Here is a 17,428-nt window from a genome sequence, read left to right on the forward strand (position 1 = left end):
CGGTCAGCGCGAGCCGAAGGCGTAGCGCACGTTGATGCCGAATTCGCGCGGGGCCGTGGTGGTCACGCCGGTATACGTGCTTGTGGCCGTGGCGCCCGTCGGTCCGGTGAAGACCGGGCGGCCGGTGGCGGGGTTGAACTGGCCCGCGAAGCCAAGCTGCTGATAAGCCGTGAACAGCGGGTTGGTGCGGGTGAGCGTCTTCGTCGTGTCGAAGACGTTCTTGGCGTAGAGACCGATCTCCCATGCCCCGTCGCCCGAGCGCAGGCCCGCGAAGAGGTTCACCAGGGCATAGTCGCTCACGTCGTCCCAGGCGTTGCCAGGGTCGCCCTGCGACTTGCCGGTGTAGGTCAGGAGGCCGCGAAGGTAGGCATCGTTGCCGCCGAAGGCCGGGAACGAATATTCGCTCTGCACGGTGGCCGAGAAGGGCGCCATGAACGAGGCCCGCTGCGAGACGTTGCAGGCGGCGATGTTGTTGGCGCCGACTGCGGCCTGAAGGTCCGCCAGCGAGGGCGCGCTGGTGGTTGCATCGGGCACGCCATCGCCGTCCAGATCGTTGCACGGCACGCTGCCGCCCTTGATCTTGCCCAGCGAGTAGCTGGCCGAGGCGTTCAAGGTCCAGCCCTGCGTGATGTCGAACGAGACGTCGCCTTCGACACCGTTGACCTCAACCGGCACGGCGCCGACGAAGTTGAAGTTGTTGACCTGCTGGGCCAGCCCGGTGACCGCACCCGTGGTGGGATCGCGCAGGGCGACGGTGTTGACGTAGAACACGCCCGAACCCGGTACGCGGTAGGGGTAGTTCTTGAACTTCTGGTGGTAGCCGGTGAGGTTGAAGCGCAGGCGGCCGTCCATGAGCGTGGACTTCAGGCCGATTTCATAGGATTCCGAGGTTTCGGCCGGCAGGTGAAGGAACGAGTTTTCCAGCGGCGAAGGGGTGATGTTGAAATCGCCGACGACATTGATGCCGGGCCGCCAGGAGCTGCCGGTGGCGGCGTAGATCATGAGGTCAGGCGTGAAGTTGTGCTTGATCGACCCGCTGTAGATCCACTTCTTCGCCTTCTGCGCATTGTTGGAGATCGTGGCGCCGTTGACGATAAGCTGGCTCTCGTCCTTGTAATCGATATGACGCGCGCCGCCCGAGATTTCGGTAGCATCGCCGATATGCACGGTGAGGTTGCCGAAGATCGACTGTTCGTGAGTCTTGCCCTGGCTGGTGATCGGCGTCTGCACGACTTGCGCAATGCCGCCGCCGAAGGCCGCGGGCAGGGCCACGATCGTCGGGTTGGTCAGGTCCGTATGCGGCTTGTTGTGGCTGTCGAAGAAGCCGGCCACATAGTCGACCATGCCGAACAGGCGCGCTTCGTTCTGCAGCCGGACTTCATGCGATTCCGAGGTGGAACGGGTATCGGTGATCTGGTCGACATTGCCGGCAAAGGCGTTGCCCTTGTCGAAGTTCTCTGTCGAGTGGATCTTCTGGGTATAGTACTGGCCCTGATAGATCAGGCGCTGGCCCCAGCCGCTGGCTTCCGCGCGCCAGTTGTAGACATCGAAGGCCTGGTTGACGAGGCGCGGGCTCTCGTAGTTCGAGAGGCGGTCCTTCGACGAGATGTAGACCGGGCTGGGCGCGGCGTCCGGATTGACCTCCGAGAAGGAGGCGATCTGGTCGTAGCTGCGCTGGTCGCGGTCGAGGCGCTGGTACATGCCTTCGAAGCGGAGCCAGTCGGTGGGCGTGACGAGGCCGGAAATACGGCCGCTCTTGGTGCGCGACCAGGGATCGCGGTTGGTGTAGATCGAGCGGACGCGGTCCAGCTCGTTCTCATCCCAGACGCCGGCGGCGCGGATCGCGGCGATGCCCTCGATCACGGGGATGTTAAGGCCGGCCTTGATGTTCTGCGTGCCGATGTCGTTGGCCGTCATGTCCACGAAACCGCCCAGCGAATAGAGGTCGGGCTTCTTGGTGGTGACGGTGATCGAACCCGAGGGCGAGGCGCGGCCGCGCAGCGTGCCCTGGGGGCCGCGCTGCACTTCGATCTGGCCGATGTCGTACATCTGCTGCAGCACGATGCCGGCAGTGATCGGCGCGTCGTTCATGTAGAATTCGACGGTGGGGTTGTTGCCGCTGGCGTTCACGTCGAAGTTGACGCCGCGCATCTTGGCGTTGCCGCCGATGCCGTTGGCATTGGTGTCGAGCTGGAGACCCGGCGCCAGCGTCGAAACTTCCTTGAAGTCACGCAAGTTGAGCTTGCCGATCTCGTCAGCGGTGACGGTGTCGATCACGGCGGGAACGTCCTGCACGTCTTCGTCGCGGCGACGGGCCTGGACGATAATGACGTTGGCTTCGTTGGCCGACACCGCATCGGGCGCTTCCTGGGCCAGGGCAGGGGCAACCCACCCCAGGCCGCACATACCCGACAGGCCCGCCGAACACAGCATCAGCTGCTTGAACGCACGCATTGACTCTCCCTCCGATTTCTTTGCTCTTGATTGGGAGAATGGGTGCTTGCGCGAGGCCCTTTTTGTCAAATGAAATGGCTTCATTTCTGACAAACTACGGCATGGCGTTATTTGAACACTCGCCCAAATTCTCTCGAAGCCGCTGAAATCGCCCGATTCGCTCTTGCGCCGGGGTCTGGCCGGGCTTGGGAGATCGCCCGCCGCAACGAAAAGGGGGCGCCGAAGCGCCCCCTTGCCGATCGATAGGGTGACTGGCCGCCGAAAGCGGCCCGCCATGGGCAGCCGATCAGTTACGGCTGGCCAGTTCCTTGTTCAGCCAGAGCGCCGCCAGGGTGGCGATTGCGCCGGAGAGCAGGTAGCCGCCCGAGGCGATCAGGCCCCAGTGGCTGGACAGCAGCAGCGCTGCAAGCGGGGCGAAGCCGGCGCCGAACAGCCAGGCCAGATCGCTCGTGAGCGCCGAGCCGGTGTAGCGATGCTCGCTGGCGAAGGCCGAGGCGACGACGCCCGAGGACTGGCCGAAAGCGAGGCCGAGCAGAATGAAGCCGATGATCATGAAGGCGATTTCGCCTGCCGGACCGGCATCGAGGAGCTGCGGCGCGAAGCCCGAGAACACTGCGATGGCGACGGCGCAGCTGCCCAGCAGGTTACGGCGTCCGAAACGGTCGGCAATGCGCCCCGAAGCGATCACCGCGACGACGCCGAAGGCGGCCGCGAGCGCTTCGATCAGCAGGAAGCTGATCGGCGAATCGGGCGTGAAGAGGAACACCCACGAGAGCGGGAACACGGTGACCATGTGGAACAGCGCGAAGCTGGCGAGCGGGGCGAAAGCGCCCAGAACGATGGTCTTCCACTCGTTGCGGAGCGTGGCGCCGACGCTGACCGGCTGAAGGTCGCGGCTGGCGAACAGGTTCTCGAACTCTTCGGTGACGACGATGCGAAGGCGCGCGAAGAGCGCGACGACGTTGATCGCGAAAGCCACGAAGAAGGGATAGCGCCAGCCCCAGTCGAGGAAGTCGGCGGCGGGGAGGGCGGCGATCATGAAGGCGAAGAGCGTGGAGGCCACGATCAGGCCGAACGGTGCGCCGAGCTGCGGGATCATCGCATACCAGCCGCGCTTGTGCTCGGGCGCGTTCAGCGCGAGCAGCGAGGCCAGGCCGTCCCAGGTGCCGCCAAGGGCGAAGCCCTGACCCAGACGGAACAGGCAGAGCAGGACGATCGCGGTGTTTCCGGCCGATTCATACGAAGGCAGGAACGCGATCGCCGCGGTGGAGCCGCCGAGCATGAACAGTGCGATCGTCAGCTTGGTGCCGCGGCCATAGGCGCGGTCGACCGCCATGAAGATCAGCGAGCCGAACGGGCGGGCCACGAAGGCCAGCGCGAAGACCGCGAAGGAATAGAGCGTGCCGGTCAGCGCGTCGACGAAGGGGAAGAACAGCTTCGGGAACACCAGCACCGAGGCGATGGCGTAAACGAAGAAGTCAAAGAACTCCGACGTTCGGCCGATGATCACGCCGATGGCGATTTCACCGGGCGACGGCTGGTGATGCTCCTTGAACGTCGGCAGGCCCAGGGCTTCGCGGGGCTGGGGGATGCTGGTCATTTCGATTCTGCGGCCTTCGTTTCGGGTCCGCGCGCGGCCGGCCCTGGATAAAGCCTGCCGGATGCGGACGAATCAAGGCGGGCGCGCGAAACGCCCGGCTACATGGTGAGGCCCTATCGTCATTGATGGCCGTCAAGGGGATTGGACAAAATGTCCTATGTTCGCACTCGCGGCATGAGCCTAGGCGCTCCACCCATGCGCCCACCCGAGTCCAGACCGAAGCCGCGGCAGCTGACCGCGCTCGCCAAAGTCCTTGCCGCCTTGTCCCTGACTGGCGCGCTTTCCGCTTGTAACACCGTCGTGCTGAACCCGGCCGGCGATGTCGCGCGTCAGCAGGGTGACCTCGTCGTCATCTCCACGCTGCTGATGCTGCTGATCATCGTCCCGGTCATGGCTGCGACGGTCCTGTTCGCGTGGCGTTATCGCGCGTCGAACAAGGAGGCTGTCTATCAGCCGGACTGGGATCACTCGACCCAGCTCGAACTGCTGATCTGGACGGCCCCGCTGCTGATCATCATCTGCCTGGGTGCGCTGACCTGGGTGACCACCCACCTTCTCGATCCCTACCGCACCATCGGCCGCATCGACGCCACCACCCCGGTAGCCGCCAATGCCAAGCCGCTGGAAGTCGAAGTCGTCGCGCTCGACTGGAAGTGGCTGTTCATCTATCCCGAGCAGGGCGTGGCCACCGTCAACGAGCTGGTCGTGCCGACCGGCCGTCCGCTCCAGTTCAAGATCACCTCTTCGAGCGTGATGAACTCCTTCTACGTGCCCGCCATGGCCGGCCAGATCTACGCGATGCCGGGCATGGAAACGCGCCTGCACGCCGTGGTCAACAAGCCGATCGAAACCGTCGGCTTCTCGGCCAACTACTCTGGCGCCGGCTTCTCCAACATGCGCTTCGCCACGCATGCCGTTACCGAGGCGGACTTCGCCAAGTGGACGGCCGACGTGAAGGCCGGCACGCCTGCCACGAACGGCGAGACCGGCGGCAATCTTGACCGCGCCGCCTATCTCGAGCTTGAAAAGCCGAGCGAGAAGGTCCCGGCCACGCGCTACGCCACCGTCGCGCCCAACCTCTACGACGCGATCGTCGACATGTGCGTCGAGCCCGGCAAGATGTGCATGAGCGAAATGATGGCGCTCGACGCGCGCGGCGGCCTCGGCAAGGCCGGCATCCGCAACGTCGAGATGCTCGCTTACGACAAGCACGGCCGCGAAGCTGCAGCCACGGCCAATGCCAACCCGAACGCGGCCATCCAGCGCGAGCTGGCCTGGGTTCGCGCGCTCTGCCGCCAGATGCCGGGCTCCGCGCCCGACAAGACGGTCAAGGCGCCCGCCAACCTGCGTTCGCTGACCGGTGCCGGCATGGCGGCCCCGCAGTCGCTGCCGCTCTTCGGCAAGGACGAGCAGGCGCTCTCCGCACCGAAGGGCGAGCCTGTGGCCGCCAACGAAGCCGCGCACTCCTCTCAGATTTCCCGGAACTGATAGAACAATGGAAGTTGTAGACCATTCGCACTGGAGCCCGCTATTGGGCCGCCTGTGGTGGGACGCCATGCCACAGGAACCGATCGTGCTCGCCACGTTCGTCGTCGTCGCCCTTGGCGGCGCGGCGCTGGTGGCGGCGCTGACCTACTTCAAGCTCTGGGGCTATCTCTGGAAGGAGTGGTTCACCAGCGTGGACCACAAGAAGATCGGCATCATGTACATGATTCTGGGTCTCATCATGTTCCTGCGCGGCTTCGCCGACGCGGTCATGATGCGCATCCAGCAGTCGATCGCCTTCAACGGCAACGAGGGCTACCTCAACGCCCATCACTACGACCAGATCTTCACCGCCCACGGCGTGATCATGATCTTCTTCGTGGCGATGCCTTTCGTCACCGGCCTGATGAACTACATCGTGCCGCTGCAGATCGGCGCGCGAGACGTCAGCTTCCCGTTCCTGAACAACTTCAGCTTCTGGATGACGACGGCAGGCGCCGTGCTGGTCATGGCCTCGCTGTTCATCGGTGAGTTCGCGCAGACCGGCTGGCTGGCCTATCCGCCGCTGTCCAACCTGGCCTACAGTCCGTGGGTCGGCGTAGACTACTATATATGGGCCTTGCAGATCGCCGGTGTCGGCACCTTGCTCTCGGGCGTCAACCTGATCGCGACCATCGTCAAGATGCGCGCGCCGGGCATGACCATGATGCGCATGCCGATCTTCACCTGGACCGCGCTCTGCACCAACATCCTGATCGTCGCCGCCTTCCCGGTGCTGACGGCCGTGATGACCATGCTCACCGTCGACCGCTACCTGGGCTTCAACTTCTTCACCAACGACTTCGGCGGCTCGCCGATGATGTACGTGAACCTGATCTGGATCTGGGGTCACCCGGAAGTCTACATCCTCATCCTGCCCCTGTTCGGCGTCTTCTCCGAAGTCACCGCCACCTTCAGCGGCAAGCGCCTGTTCGGCTACTCGTCGATGGTCTACGCGACGCTGGTCATCACCATCCTCTCGTACCTCGTCTGGCTGCACCACTTCTTCACGATGGGTTCGGGCGCGAGCGTCAACTCGTTCTTCGGCATCACCACGATGGTGATCTCGATCCCGACCGGCGCGAAGCTCTTCAACTGGCTGTTCACGATGTACCGTGGCCGCATCCGGTTCGACCTGCCCATGATGTGGACGGTGGCCTTCATGCTCACCTTCACCATCGGCGGCATGACCGGCGTGCTCCTCGCGGTGCCGCCTGCCGACTTCGTGCTCCATAACTCGCTGTTCCTGATCGCCCACTTCCACAACGTCATCATCGGCGGCGTGCTGTTCGGCATCTTCGCGGCGATCAACTTCTGGTGGCCCAAGGCCTTCGGTTTCCGCCTGAACGAATTCTGGGGCAAGGTCAGCTTCTGGCTCTGGGTCCCGGGCTTCTGGTTCGCCTTCATGCCGCTCTACATCCTCGGCCTGATGGGCGTGACCCGCCGCATGCGCGTGTTCGACGATCCGTCGATCCAGATCTTCTTCATCATCGCCGCCTTCGGCGCCCTGATGATTGCAGGCGGCATCGGTGCCATGCTCGTCCAGTTCGCCGTGTCGATCTGGAAGCGTGAGGAACTGAAGGACGAAACGGGCGATCCGTGGAACGGCCGTACCCTGGAATGGTCGACCTCGTCGCCGCCGCCGGAGTACAACTTCGCCTTCACGCCGATCGTCCACGACATCGACGCCTGGGAAGACATGAAGCGCTGCGGCGTGGAGCGTCCGACCACCGGCTACCGTCCGATCCACATGCCCAAGGGCACCGGAACGGGCCTGATCCTGGCCGGCCTGTCGACCGTCCTCGGCTTCGCGATGATCTGGTACATCTGGTGGCTCGCAGCCGTGTCGTTCCTGGGCGTGATCGGCTACGCGATCTTCCATACCTTCAACTACAAGCGCGATTACCACATCCCGGTCGAGACGGTCGAAGCGACCGAGGCCGCGCGTACGCGCCAGCTTGCAGCCGCAGGAGCCTGATCGATGACTGCGACTGCAATCAAGACGGAACTGTCCCAGCCGCAACTTCAGGCCGCCTTCTACGACCTGAACGAGCACGACCATCCCGAAGGCGGCAGCACCATGCTGGGCTTCTGGATGTACCTGATGAGCGACTGCCTCATCTTCGCGATGCTGTTCGCCGCTTACGGTGTGCTCGGCGGCAGCTTCGCGGCAGGGCCGGGACCGAAGGACCTGTTCGAACTGCCGCTGGTGGCGGTGAACACGGCGATGCTGCTGTTCTCCTCGATCACCTACGGCTTCGCCATGCTCGCCATGGAAAAGGACAAGAAGGGCGCGACGCAGCTCTGGCTGCTCGTGACCGCCGTGTTCGGCGCCTCGTTCCTCGCGATCGAACTCTACGAATTCGCCAACCTCATCCATGAGGGCGCGACGCCGATGCGCTCGGGCTTCCTCACCGCGTTCTTCTCGCTGGTGGGCACGCACGGCCTTCACGTCACGTTCGGCCTGGTCTGGCTGTTCACGCTGGTCGTCCAGATCGGCAAGAAGGGCCTGATCCCGGCCAACAAGCGCCGCCTGATGTGCCTTTCGCTGTTCTGGCACTTCCTCGACGTGATCTGGATCGGCGTCTTCACCTTTGTCTATCTCATGGGAATGCTGTGATGAGCGACCACGTTCACCCCAACCACCATCTCGACGACGATCACGGCAGCCACGGTTCGCTCCGCGACTATGTGATCGGCTTCATCCTCTCGGTCATCCTCACCGCCATTCCGTTCTGGCTGGTGATGACCGGCGCGATCGCCGACAAGTCGACCACGGCATTGGTCATCATGGCTTTCGCCGCGGTGCAGATCGTGGTCCACATGATCTACTTCCTGCACATGAACACGAAGGCCGAGAACGGCTGGACGGTCATGGCGCTGATCTTCACGATCGTCATTCTCGTGATCACGCTTTCCGGCTCGCTTTGGGTGATGTACCACCTGAACCACAACATGATGCCGATGACCGCCCACGACATGGGCCAGTTGCCCTGACTCTCGTCGTGATCGAGGCGAAATGAACGATACCAACCTGACCGAAGCAATGCGGACAGTAACGGATCAAGCGGAAGCGCGGCGGCCCTGGGGGCTCGCCGCGTTTCTGTTGCTGGCCTTCGCGATGTTCGCGGCGCTCGGCGTGTGGCAGGTGCAGCGCATGCACTGGAAACACGCGCTGATCGCCCGTGTCGAGGCCCGCGTCCACGCGGCCCCGGTCGCGGTTCCTGACGATGCGCGCTTGAACGACGCCGGCGCGACCGGCGAGGGCACGCGCGATCTCGATTACCTGCGGGTGAGGATTTCCGGCAGCTACGAGGCGGGGGCAACCTCGCTCGTGCGGGCGGCCACCGAACTCGGCACCGGCTACTGGACCATGACGCCGATCAGGACCGCCGAAGGTCGGCAGGTCTGGATCAACCGCGGCTTCGTGCCCGCCGGTACCCGGCGAGAGGCCGCTGCGGCCACGACCCCGCCGGGCCCCGTCGAAGTGACCGGCCTGCTTCGCCCCACCGAGCCGGGCGGCAGCGTGCTCCAGTCCAACCAGCCCGCCGCCGACCGCTGGTATTCGCGCGATGTGAAGGCGCTGGCGCTGGTGCGCGGGATCGGCGCGGTCGCACCGGCCTTCATCGACGCGCAAGTCGAGCAGGCCGCCCCGGTGGAGGGCCTGCGCCCGGTGCCCGGTCTCACCCAGGTCCACTTCCCCGACAGCCACCTGAGCTATGCGCTGACGTGGTTCGCCATGGCGGCCATGTCGGTCATGGCGCTGATCTTCGTCTGGCGGCGCGGGCGATGGACCGCCTGATAGAGCTGTTCGCCCCGCACGGACTGCCCGGAGGATCGGCCAGCCGCGCCAATGTCGTGCTGCTTACCCAGCTTCGCTGGACGGCGGTCTTCGGCCAGCTGGCGACGATCGTGATCGTGTCGCAAGGGCTGGGGGTCAAGCTGGAGCTGGCGCCGCTGCTGCTGGCGCCGCTGCTGCTGATCGTGGTCAATCTCGCGTCTGCCAGCGTGGTGCTGCGGCGGCGGGACTTCACGCAAGGCGAGCTGTTCTCGGCGCTGATGGTGGACGTGATCGCGCTCTGCTGGCAGCTTTACCACAGCGGCGGCGCGACCAATCCCTTCACTTTCCTGTTCCTGCTCCAGATCGTGATCGCCGCGGTGATCCTCGACTTGCGCTGGAGTTCGCTGGTCGCGATCAACGCCTGCCTCTGCATGCTGCTGCTGACCTATTTCTACGTGCCGCTGCAATTGCCCGAGCGCTACGCCCAGCATCCCTTCGAACTCTACATCTACGGCAGCCTGTTCTGTTTCGTGCTGGCTGCGGTGCTGCTGATCGTCTTCGTGGCGCGGCTGGACTTCACGCGGCGCGAGAGCGACGCCAAGATCGCCGCGCTGCGCCAGCAGGCGGTGGAGGAAGACCATATCATCCGCATGGGCCTGCTCGCATCGGGCGCGGCGCATGAACTGGGCACGCCGCTGTCGTCGATCTCGGTGATCCTGGGCGACTGGGCGCGCCAGCCGGGCATTGCCGACGATCCCGACATGGCAGCCGACCTCGCCGACGTGCGCCGCGAATTGGCGCGCTGCAAGAACATCGTCAGCGGCATCCTGATGTCGGCCGGCGAGATCCGCGGCATCGACCCGGCCGTCACGACCCTGCGCGGCTTCCTGGGCGAGATCGTGGAGGAATGGCGTGCCCGCATGCCCGGCGAACTGCGCTTCATCGACCGCATCGAGGAAGACCGCTCGATCGTGTCCGATCCCGGCCTGCGGCAGGTGATCGGCAACGTGATCGACAATGCCGTGGAAGTCTCGCCCGGCCTCGTCGTGATCGAGGCGCGGGTGGACCATGGCGGGCTGGTCCTGACCGTCAGCGATCGTGGACCCGGCTTCGCGCCCGACATGCTGCCGCGGGTCGGCCAGCCTTATGCCTCGACCAAGGGGCGCGACGGCGGGGGGCTGGGGCTGTTCCTGGTCGTCAACGTGATCCGCAAGCTCGGCGGCAAGGTTGCGGTCGACAATCTCGCCGATGGCGGGGCAAGGGTGCAACTTGCGATTCCCCTTGCTACACTGGCCTACGAGCCCAGGAAGGGCGAGGACACAGCCGGGGCATGATGACGGAAACAGTTGCGAACGAGCCCGGCGGTGCCAGCTTGCTGATCGTCGAGGACGATCCCACTTTCGCGCGCACCTTGCGCCGTTCCTTCGAGCGGCGCGGCTACCGCGTCAGTTCGGCGGGCAGCCCGGACGAGGCCGAGACGCTGAGCGTGGACGAAGTCTTCGACTATGCCGTGGTCGATCTCAAGCTCGGGGCATCCTCGGGGCTGGCCGTGGTGCAGTCTCTCCACGCCCGCTCGCCGGGAACCCGCATCGTCGTGCTGACAGGCTATGCCTCGATCGCGACCGCGGTGGAGGCGATCAAGCTCGGCGCCTCGCACTATCTGGCCAAGCCTTCGAACACCGACGACATCGAGGCCGCCTTCACCAGCGGCGAGGGCGATGCGAGTGTGCCGGTCGACGGCCGGCGCAGTTCGATCAAGACGCTGGAGTGGGAATATATCCACCGCACCCTCGTCGAATGCGAATTCAACATCTCCGAGGCCGCCCGCCGCCTCGGCCTCCATCGCCGCACGCTCGCGCGCAAGCTGGAAAAGCGGCAGATCTAGGACGCGGCGATCGCGTCGCGGAACCGGGCTCGCCGTCCCGGCCCCTTTCAGGTTCCGTTTCTCGACAGCAGCAGCAATCCGTTCGGCGGGGGGGCGGCCAGGAGAGCGGCGAAGTCGAAGTCGCCGCAAGGTCCAGCAGGGCCGACGAGAGGAACACTGAATGACGGACGAACCCGCTTCCTCCCTGCCGCTGGCGCGCATGCCGGCCATAGATCCCCGCGCCCTGATGACCTTTCGCATCGTCTGCGAGACCGGCTCGATCAGTGCCGCCGCGCGGATGCTGAACCTTTCGCAGCCCTCCGTCTCCAACACCATCGCCCTGCTGGAGCGGCGGCTCGGCGTCGTCCTGTTCGAGCGGCGGCGCGGCGGCATCGTGCTTACCCGGGAGGGGGAAGTGCTGCGCCGCCCGGCAGAGGCCATGGCGCGGTTGCTGTCCGACGCGGTGAGCGATGTCGAGCATGCGCGCCACCGCATAGCCGGTCCGCTGCGGATCGGCGGCACGCCCGGCGCGCTGCTCACGCTGCTGCCCGGCGCGATCCTGCGCGTCGAGCAGGCCGTAGGCGACTTTGCGCTGAGCGCGGTGGAGCGGCCCGATGAGCAATTGCTGGACATGCTGCGCAAGGGTGAGATCGAACTGGCCTTCGTCACCACCCGCATCCAGAACGTGCCTTCCGATGTCGAGGAAGTGACCTCTGCCCGCGATCCCTTCGCGCTCATCGTCGGTCCGCGCCATGCGGACCTGGGTGACAGCGTGTCCCTGCGCGATGTCGAGCATTATCCCTGGGTCCTGCCCGAGGCGCGCGGCGCCTTTCGCCGGCAGGTCGACGCGCTGTTCATCGCCGCGGGCGTCTCGGTGCCGCGCACCACGATCCGCTGCGATTCGCTGCTCACCACCCGCGCGATCGTGCGCGAGACGGACCGGGTCACGGTGCTTCCGCGCACGGTGGCGCTCGACGGCGCATCCGACGGATCGATCCGGGCCATCGCCATCAAGGAAGCCGTGTTCGAACGCAGCGTCGGCGTGCTGCGCCTCGCCCGGCGGAGGCTCTCTCCTTTGGCGGAAGCCATGCTGAAGGCCTTGCCCGTCGTTCCATAGTTTGCACCTATGGCAAATAGAAAACTCATTATTTTACTTGAGGGCCAATAGGGGGCAAAACCTCTCTCAAGCCGGCAACCGGCCGAACGACAAAGCGCGGGAGAGAGAGCGATGCGGACCCTGATCCGCCAGGTTTCCATTTTCGACGGCACCGGCTCCGCGCCGCAGGCCGGTGCGGTGCTGATCGAGGGCGAGCGCATCCAGCGCGTGGCCCTTGGCGCAGACGCGCTGGCGGGGGAAGAGGCCGACACCGTAATCGATGGCCACGGCATGACGCTGATGCCCGGCCTGGTCGACTCCCACACGCACCTCACCTGGGGGTCGTCGGTCGAGAAGATCTATCACCAGTTCATCCTCCCGGCCGACGAGTTGAAAGTCGCTGCCTGGCGCAATGCGCGGGTGCTGCTGGACCACGGCTTCACCTCGATCTACTCGGCCGGCGCGCTGGGCGACATGATCGAGCCGGAACTGGCGCAGGCCATCGCCGCCGGCGAGACGCCCGGGCCGCGCATGGTGCCCTCCACCCTCGAACGCAGCCCGGAAGGCGACGAAGGCGTCGACACCGGCGACGTGTTCAACGGGCGCGGGCCCGAGGCGATGCGCAATTTCGTGGCTTACTGCAAGGACGAGGGCGTCCAATCGATCAAGCTGGTCGTCTCCGGAGAGGACGCGCTCAAGCCGAATTCGGCGATGGATGTGCTCTACACCCGCGAGGAATTGGAAGCCGCCGGAGAGGCCGCGCGCGAGGCCGGCCTGTGGATCGCAGCGCATACCTATTCCCCCGAGGCCATCGGCCTCGCGCTCGATGCCGGCGCGCGCGTGCTCTACCACTGCTCCTTCGCGGATGACGCCACCGTCGATCGCATGGCGGCGGACAACGACAAGTTCTTCTACGCACCCGGTCCCGGCGTCTCCATCGCCGCGATCGAGGCCAATCCGCCGCCGCATGTCGACATGACGCACATGAAGGCCAGCGCCAACGTCCGCATGGGCCTGGAAGGCAAGCTGGTGCCCGAACTCAAGGCACGCGGCGTGCGCATCCTGACCGGCGGCGACTATGGCTTCCCGTTCAATCCGCATGGCCGCAACGCCCGCGATCTGGAGCACTTCGTCCAGCATTACGGCTTCACGCCTGCCGAGGCGCTGCGCTCCGCCACCCAGTATGGCGGCGAGCTGATGGGGCTTGAGGTCGGGCTGGTGAAGGAAGGCTGGCTGGCCGACCTGCTGCTGGTCGACGGCGATCCCACGGCGGACGTCGCGATCCTGCAGGACAAGGACCGGCTGAAGATGATCATGAAGGGCGGGGTGCTCCATAAGGCGCCTGCCGAGATCGAACCGAGCTGAAGACCAGGTTTATTAAGGGCTTACAAGATGTCGTACGACGTGGTTGTCGTAGGCTGCGGCCCTGTGGGCGCGCTGGCTGCGAACCTTCTCGGCCTGAAAGGGCTCAACGTGCTGGTTCTCGAACGGGAACTGGAACACTATCCGCTGCCGCGCGCGGTCCATCTCGATCATGAGATGATGCGCCTGTTCCAGTCGGCCGGGGTGATCGATCGGGTGGAAGGCGACATGATCGCCACCGACGGCCACCTGCATGTTGGCGCCGACCACGGGGTGATCCGCTACATGGGCACCGTGGGCAAGCCGCGCCCGTTTGGCTGGGCCAACGACTACTTCTTCTACCAGCCCGAACTCGAAGCGCACTTGCGCGAAGGCTTTGCAGGCAGGGACAACGTCGAACTCGTGCTCGGCGCGACGTTCCTCGGCCTGACGCAGGACGAGAGCGGCGTTACCGTCGACTATAGCGAGGACGGTGAAACGCGCAGGACCTCCGCCCGCTGGGTGATTGCCTGCGACGGCGCCCGCAGTTCGGTCCGCAAGGCGCTGGGCGTCGGACTGGACGATCTCGATTTCGAGGAGCCCTGGCTCGTCGTCGATGCCGAGGTCGAAGGCCCGGTCTCCTTCCCGCCGCTCTCCGGCGTGCCCGAGGGGGCCGACCTCCAGCGCCTCTCGGTGATGATGTGCGATCCCTCGCGCCCCGCCACCGTGGTTCCCGGCCGCCGCGATCATCGCCGGTGGGAGTTCATGCTGCTTCCCGGTGAAGACGATGTCGCGATGTCGGCACCGGATAAGGTGGCCGAACTCGTCGGTGCGTGGATGGCCGATGTGCCGCACAGGATCGTGCGCGCCGCGACTTATCGTTTCCACGGCCTGGTCGCGCACCAGTGGCAGGTCGGGAACGTGTTCCTGGCCGGTGACGCCGCGCACCAGACGCCGCCGTTCTTCGGGCAGGGCATGTGCCATGGCCTGCGCGATGTCGCCAATCTGGCGTGGAAGATGGACGCAGTGGCCAACCACGGCGCCGACGCTGCGGTGCTCGACAGCTACCAGCCCGAGCGCGACCCGCATGTCCGTGCGGTGATCGGTGCCGCCGTTGCCGCCGGGCGCTACATCTGCGAACTCGATCCCGCCGAGGCCGCCGCGCGCGATGCCCGCATCCGCGAGGAAGCGCGGCAGAAGTCCGGCGAGACCGCGCATGACCTGATCCCGGCGATTGCCGAAGGCGTGGTCCTGCCCGGCACGACCGGCGCAGGTGCGCGCTTCGTGCAGCCGGTGCTCACCGATGGCCGCAAGCTCGACGACCTGACCGGCGGCGACTGGCGCCTGTTCGTCCGCGACGATGCGGTGCCGGGACAAGCCGAGGGCGTGACCCGCATCGCCGCCAGCACCCTGCCGGACAATGGCGCGGTGACCGCATGGCTGGATGAACACGGCGTCGATGCTGTGCTGATCCGCCCTGACCATTACGTCTTCGGAACCGCCAGCCACAGCGCCGAAGACCTGCTTGCCGCCCGCGCGGCGCAGCTTTTCAGCCATCAGGAGCTTGCCGCATGACTCTCACGCTGGCTCAGGCCCAGACCATCGTTACCGCCACGCTTGCCGAGGCACGCGCCCGCGGTGCCAAGCAACTCGCGGTGATCGTGCTCGACGCCGGCGCCCACCCGGTCGCTTTCGCGCGCGAGGACGGGGCGAGCCTCTTCCGTTTCGACATTGCCAAAGCCAAGGCCGAAGGCGCCGTTGGCATGGATGCGGATACCGCCGTCCTGGCCGAGCGGGCCAAGGGCAATCCGGTGTTCTTTCAAAGCGTCACCGCTGCCGTCGGCGGCCGCATCGCGTTCTCCCCGGGTGGGGTGGTGATCCGCGATGCCGCCGGCACTTTGATCGGCGCCGTCGGCGTCAGCGGTGACACCGGCGAGTGTGATGCCGACTGCGCCCGCGCCGGCATCCGCGCGGCAGGGCTCTCTCAGGAGACCGAAGCATGAAACTGCGCAGCATCGAACTGGCGCTGCCCGACCCGGCTGCCGCCGCCGCGTTCATGACCGAAATCTGGGGCATGGCTGCTGCGGAAGCTGAAGGCGATACGCAGTACCTGCGCGGCTCCGGGCCGTTTCCCTACCTCGTGGCGTTCGAGAAGTCGGAGGACGAATTCGTCCGCTCCACCACGTTCGTCTGCACCGCCGAGGAACTGGAAGCCCTGAAAGCCCGCGTCGCTGCCGCCGGATGGACGGCGAGCCCGACCACGAGCGACGATCTCGGCGGCGGGCAGGGTGTGCTGGTCGAACTGCCCGAAGGCACGATCCTGCGCTTCCTCGTCGATGCTACCGAAGTCGAACCGATCGCCGGGCGCGATCTGCCGGTGAAGCTCACCCATGTCGTGTTCAATGCCGCCGATGCCGAAGCCTGCGGCGATGCGGTGGAGGATGTGCTGGGCTTCCGCGTGTCCGACCGCACCAAGGGCATGGTCTTCGTGCGCTGCAACGACAGCCACCACTCCACCGCCTTCGCCCGCGCCGGTTTCGCCTCGCTCAACCACGTCGCTTTCGAGATGGAAGACATGGACGCGGTGATGCGCGGGATCGGCCGCTTGCGTGACCATGCGCTGGTGCCTGCCTGGGGCCCCGGCCGCCACGGGCCTGGCGCCAATGTCTACGCCTACTTCATCGCCCCGTTCGGCCCGGTGATCGAATTCTCGACCGCCGTGGAGAAAGTGCCGGAAGACTACAAGGTCGGCGCGCCGGACGACTGGACCTGGCCCGCGGGTCGCATCGACCAGTGGGGCGTGTCCGACAAGGATTTCGATGGCCTTCGCCGCGCCGAGGAACGCTTCCGCTTCCGCCGCGACTGGGAAGCCGCACCGCTCTGACCATTTGACCGCCGCCGCGCGAGACGCGGGGGCAGGGGAGACTACGCATGAACCGTTACATCAGCTTCGAACGTCCCGATGGCAGCAAGAGCTTCGGCCGCCTCGAAGGGGACAAGGTGATCGATCTCGGCGCATCCGGTGCGGACGCATGGCTGAAGGACGTGCTGGCAGGCGACCTTGCCGCGCTGCCCGCGACGGGCGAGTTCGCCACCGATGCGGTGAAGCTGTTGCCGGTCGTGCCGAACCCCGAAAAGATCCTCTGCGTCGGCCTCAACTACGCCAGCCACGTTGCCGAAACCGGCCGCGAGCAGAAGGAACACCCGGCGATCTTCACCCGCTGGGCCGACAGCTTGATCGCCGATGGCGAGCCCATGGTCCGCCCGCCCGAAAGCGAACGCTTCGACTACGAGGGCGAACTGGCGGTCGTGATCGGCAAGGGCGGCCGCCGCATCGCGCCCGAGAACGCATGGGAGCACGTTGCCGGTTTCGCGCCGTTCAATGATGGCTCGATCCGTGATTGGCAGCGCCACAACATCCAGTTCACGCCGGGCAAGACCTGGCCCGGCACCGGCGGCTTCGGCCCTTCGATGGTGGCCGCTTCGGACGTGGAAGACCTGGCCTCGCAGCGCGTGCAGACCCGCGTGAACGGCGAACTGGTGCAGGACCAGCCGGTCTCCGACATGATCTGGGATATCCCCACGGTCATCGCCTATTGCTCGACTTTCACCGACCTCAAGCCCGGCGATGTGATCGCCACCGGCACCCCGGGCGGCGTCGGCGACAAGCGCAAGCCCCCGCTCTACCTCAAGGCCGGCGACACGGTCGAAGTGTCCGTGGGCGTGATCGGCACCCTTTCCAACCCCGTCATCGACGAGACCTGACGG

Annotated in this window: 15 protein-coding genes; 13 read left to right on the forward strand and 2 right to left on the reverse strand. The window is 65.8% G+C overall.

The window, feature by feature from the left end; translation table 11 throughout:
• Positions 1 to 3: 3 nt before the first annotated feature.
• Positions 4 to 2,454, reverse strand: a complete 2,451-nt coding sequence (locus ACZ1J6_RS21850) for a TonB-dependent receptor (protein ID WP_431568644.1) — start codon at positions 2,452 to 2,454, stop codon at positions 4 to 6.
• A gap of 286 nt (positions 2,455 to 2,740) precedes the next feature.
• Positions 2,741 to 4,054, reverse strand: a complete 1,314-nt coding sequence (locus ACZ1J6_RS21855) for an MFS transporter (RefSeq protein WP_132261652.1) — start codon at positions 4,052 to 4,054, stop codon at positions 2,741 to 2,743.
• Positions 4,055 to 4,249: 195 nt separating this feature from the next.
• On the opposite strand from ACZ1J6_RS21855, the gene cyoA reads away from it, so the two are divergent.
• From cyoA to ACZ1J6_RS21920, 13 genes are all read left to right on the forward strand, one after another.
• A complete protein-coding gene (gene cyoA, locus ACZ1J6_RS21860) occupies positions 4,250 to 5,542 on the forward strand; it encodes a ubiquinol oxidase subunit II (protein ID WP_132261653.1) in 1,293 nt (430 codons plus the stop codon).
• 7 nt (positions 5,543 to 5,549) lie between these two features.
• Positions 5,550 to 7,556 carry a cytochrome o ubiquinol oxidase subunit I gene (cyoB, locus tag ACZ1J6_RS21865; RefSeq protein ID WP_132261655.1) on the forward strand — a complete coding sequence of 669 codons (2,007 nt, stop codon included), beginning with the start codon at positions 5,550 to 5,552 and terminating at the stop codon, positions 7,554 to 7,556.
• Positions 7,557 to 7,559: 3 nt separating this feature from the next.
• Positions 7,560 to 8,198, forward strand: coding sequence for a cytochrome o ubiquinol oxidase subunit III (gene cyoC / locus ACZ1J6_RS21870; protein ID WP_132261656.1), 639 nt, complete (start codon positions 7,560 to 7,562; stop codon positions 8,196 to 8,198).
• A complete protein-coding gene (gene cyoD, locus ACZ1J6_RS21875; protein WP_208324890.1) occupies positions 8,198 to 8,575 on the forward strand; it encodes a cytochrome o ubiquinol oxidase subunit IV in 378 nt (125 codons plus the stop codon). The genes cyoC and cyoD overlap by 1 nt, the downstream gene beginning before the upstream one ends.
• 22 nt (positions 8,576 to 8,597) lie before the next feature.
• On the forward strand, positions 8,598 to 9,380 hold the full coding sequence (locus tag ACZ1J6_RS21880) for an SURF1 family protein (protein WP_431568645.1): 783 nt from the start codon (positions 8,598 to 8,600) through the stop codon (positions 9,378 to 9,380).
• Complete coding sequence (locus tag ACZ1J6_RS21885) at positions 9,368 to 10,693, forward strand: ATP-binding protein (protein WP_132261660.1); 1,326 nt, start codon at positions 9,368 to 9,370, stop codon at positions 10,691 to 10,693. Before ACZ1J6_RS21880 ends, ACZ1J6_RS21885 begins: the two co-directional genes overlap by 13 nt.
• The gene (locus tag ACZ1J6_RS21890) at positions 10,690 to 11,244 is read left to right on the forward strand and encodes a response regulator transcription factor (protein ID WP_431568646.1); all 555 of its coding nucleotides are present in this window, start codon (positions 10,690 to 10,692) and stop codon (positions 11,242 to 11,244) included. The genes ACZ1J6_RS21885 and ACZ1J6_RS21890 overlap by 4 nt, the downstream gene beginning before the upstream one ends.
• Positions 11,245 to 11,404: 160 nt before the next feature.
• The gene (locus ACZ1J6_RS21895; RefSeq protein ID WP_243841118.1) at positions 11,405 to 12,340 is read left to right on the forward strand and encodes a LysR family transcriptional regulator; all 936 of its coding nucleotides are present in this window, start codon (positions 11,405 to 11,407) and stop codon (positions 12,338 to 12,340) included.
• 111 nt (positions 12,341 to 12,451) lie between these two features.
• Positions 12,452 to 13,684: an amidohydrolase family protein gene (locus ACZ1J6_RS21900; RefSeq protein ID WP_431568647.1), complete on the forward strand. Its 1,233-nt coding sequence runs from the start codon at positions 12,452 to 12,454 to the stop codon at positions 13,682 to 13,684.
• Between the two features lie 27 nt (positions 13,685 to 13,711).
• Positions 13,712 to 15,235, forward strand: coding sequence for a bifunctional 3-(3-hydroxy-phenyl)propionate/3-hydroxycinnamic acid hydroxylase (locus ACZ1J6_RS21905; protein ID WP_431568648.1), 1,524 nt, complete (start codon positions 13,712 to 13,714; stop codon positions 15,233 to 15,235).
• Positions 15,232 to 15,663: a GlcG/HbpS family heme-binding protein gene (locus ACZ1J6_RS21910; protein WP_431568649.1), complete on the forward strand. Its 432-nt coding sequence runs from the start codon at positions 15,232 to 15,234 to the stop codon at positions 15,661 to 15,663. The genes ACZ1J6_RS21905 and ACZ1J6_RS21910 overlap by 4 nt, the downstream gene beginning before the upstream one ends.
• Positions 15,660 to 16,544 carry a VOC family protein gene (locus ACZ1J6_RS21915; RefSeq protein WP_431568650.1) on the forward strand — a complete coding sequence of 295 codons (885 nt, stop codon included), beginning with the start codon at positions 15,660 to 15,662 and terminating at the stop codon, positions 16,542 to 16,544. The genes ACZ1J6_RS21910 and ACZ1J6_RS21915 overlap by 4 nt, the downstream gene beginning before the upstream one ends.
• A gap of 47 nt (positions 16,545 to 16,591) precedes the next feature.
• The gene (locus ACZ1J6_RS21920) at positions 16,592 to 17,425 is read left to right on the forward strand and encodes a fumarylacetoacetate hydrolase family protein (RefSeq protein WP_431568651.1); all 834 of its coding nucleotides are present in this window, start codon (positions 16,592 to 16,594) and stop codon (positions 17,423 to 17,425) included.
• Positions 17,426 to 17,428 lie beyond the last annotated feature (3 nt).

Source organism: Novosphingobium sp. BL-S-21, assembly GCF_055521655.1.

Coding starts and splice junctions, on each gene's coding strand:
- ACZ1J6_RS21850 (WP_431568644.1), bottom strand. CDS start 2,454: ATGCGTGCGTTCAAGCAGCTGATGCTGTGTTCGGCGGGCCTGTCGGGT.
- ACZ1J6_RS21855 (WP_132261652.1), bottom strand. CDS start 4,054: ATGACCAGCATCCCCCAGCCCCGCGAAGCCCTGGGCCTGCCGACGTTC.
- cyoA (WP_132261653.1), top strand. CDS start 4,250: ATGCGCCCACCCGAGTCCAGACCGAAGCCGCGGCAGCTGACCGCGCTC.
- cyoB (WP_132261655.1), top strand. CDS start 5,550: ATGGAAGTTGTAGACCATTCGCACTGGAGCCCGCTATTGGGCCGCCTG.
- cyoC (WP_132261656.1), top strand. CDS start 7,560: ATGACTGCGACTGCAATCAAGACGGAACTGTCCCAGCCGCAACTTCAG.
- cyoD (WP_208324890.1), top strand. CDS start 8,198: ATGAGCGACCACGTTCACCCCAACCACCATCTCGACGACGATCACGGC.
- ACZ1J6_RS21880 (WP_431568645.1), top strand. CDS start 8,598: ATGAACGATACCAACCTGACCGAAGCAATGCGGACAGTAACGGATCAA.
- ACZ1J6_RS21885 (WP_132261660.1), top strand. CDS start 9,368: ATGGACCGCCTGATAGAGCTGTTCGCCCCGCACGGACTGCCCGGAGGA.
- ACZ1J6_RS21890 (WP_431568646.1), top strand. CDS start 10,690: ATGATGACGGAAACAGTTGCGAACGAGCCCGGCGGTGCCAGCTTGCTG.
- ACZ1J6_RS21895 (WP_243841118.1), top strand. CDS start 11,405: ATGACGGACGAACCCGCTTCCTCCCTGCCGCTGGCGCGCATGCCGGCC.
- ACZ1J6_RS21900 (WP_431568647.1), top strand. CDS start 12,452: ATGCGGACCCTGATCCGCCAGGTTTCCATTTTCGACGGCACCGGCTCC.
- ACZ1J6_RS21905 (WP_431568648.1), top strand. CDS start 13,712: ATGTCGTACGACGTGGTTGTCGTAGGCTGCGGCCCTGTGGGCGCGCTG.
- ACZ1J6_RS21910 (WP_431568649.1), top strand. CDS start 15,232: ATGACTCTCACGCTGGCTCAGGCCCAGACCATCGTTACCGCCACGCTT.
- ACZ1J6_RS21915 (WP_431568650.1), top strand. CDS start 15,660: ATGAAACTGCGCAGCATCGAACTGGCGCTGCCCGACCCGGCTGCCGCC.
- ACZ1J6_RS21920 (WP_431568651.1), top strand. CDS start 16,592: ATGAACCGTTACATCAGCTTCGAACGTCCCGATGGCAGCAAGAGCTTC.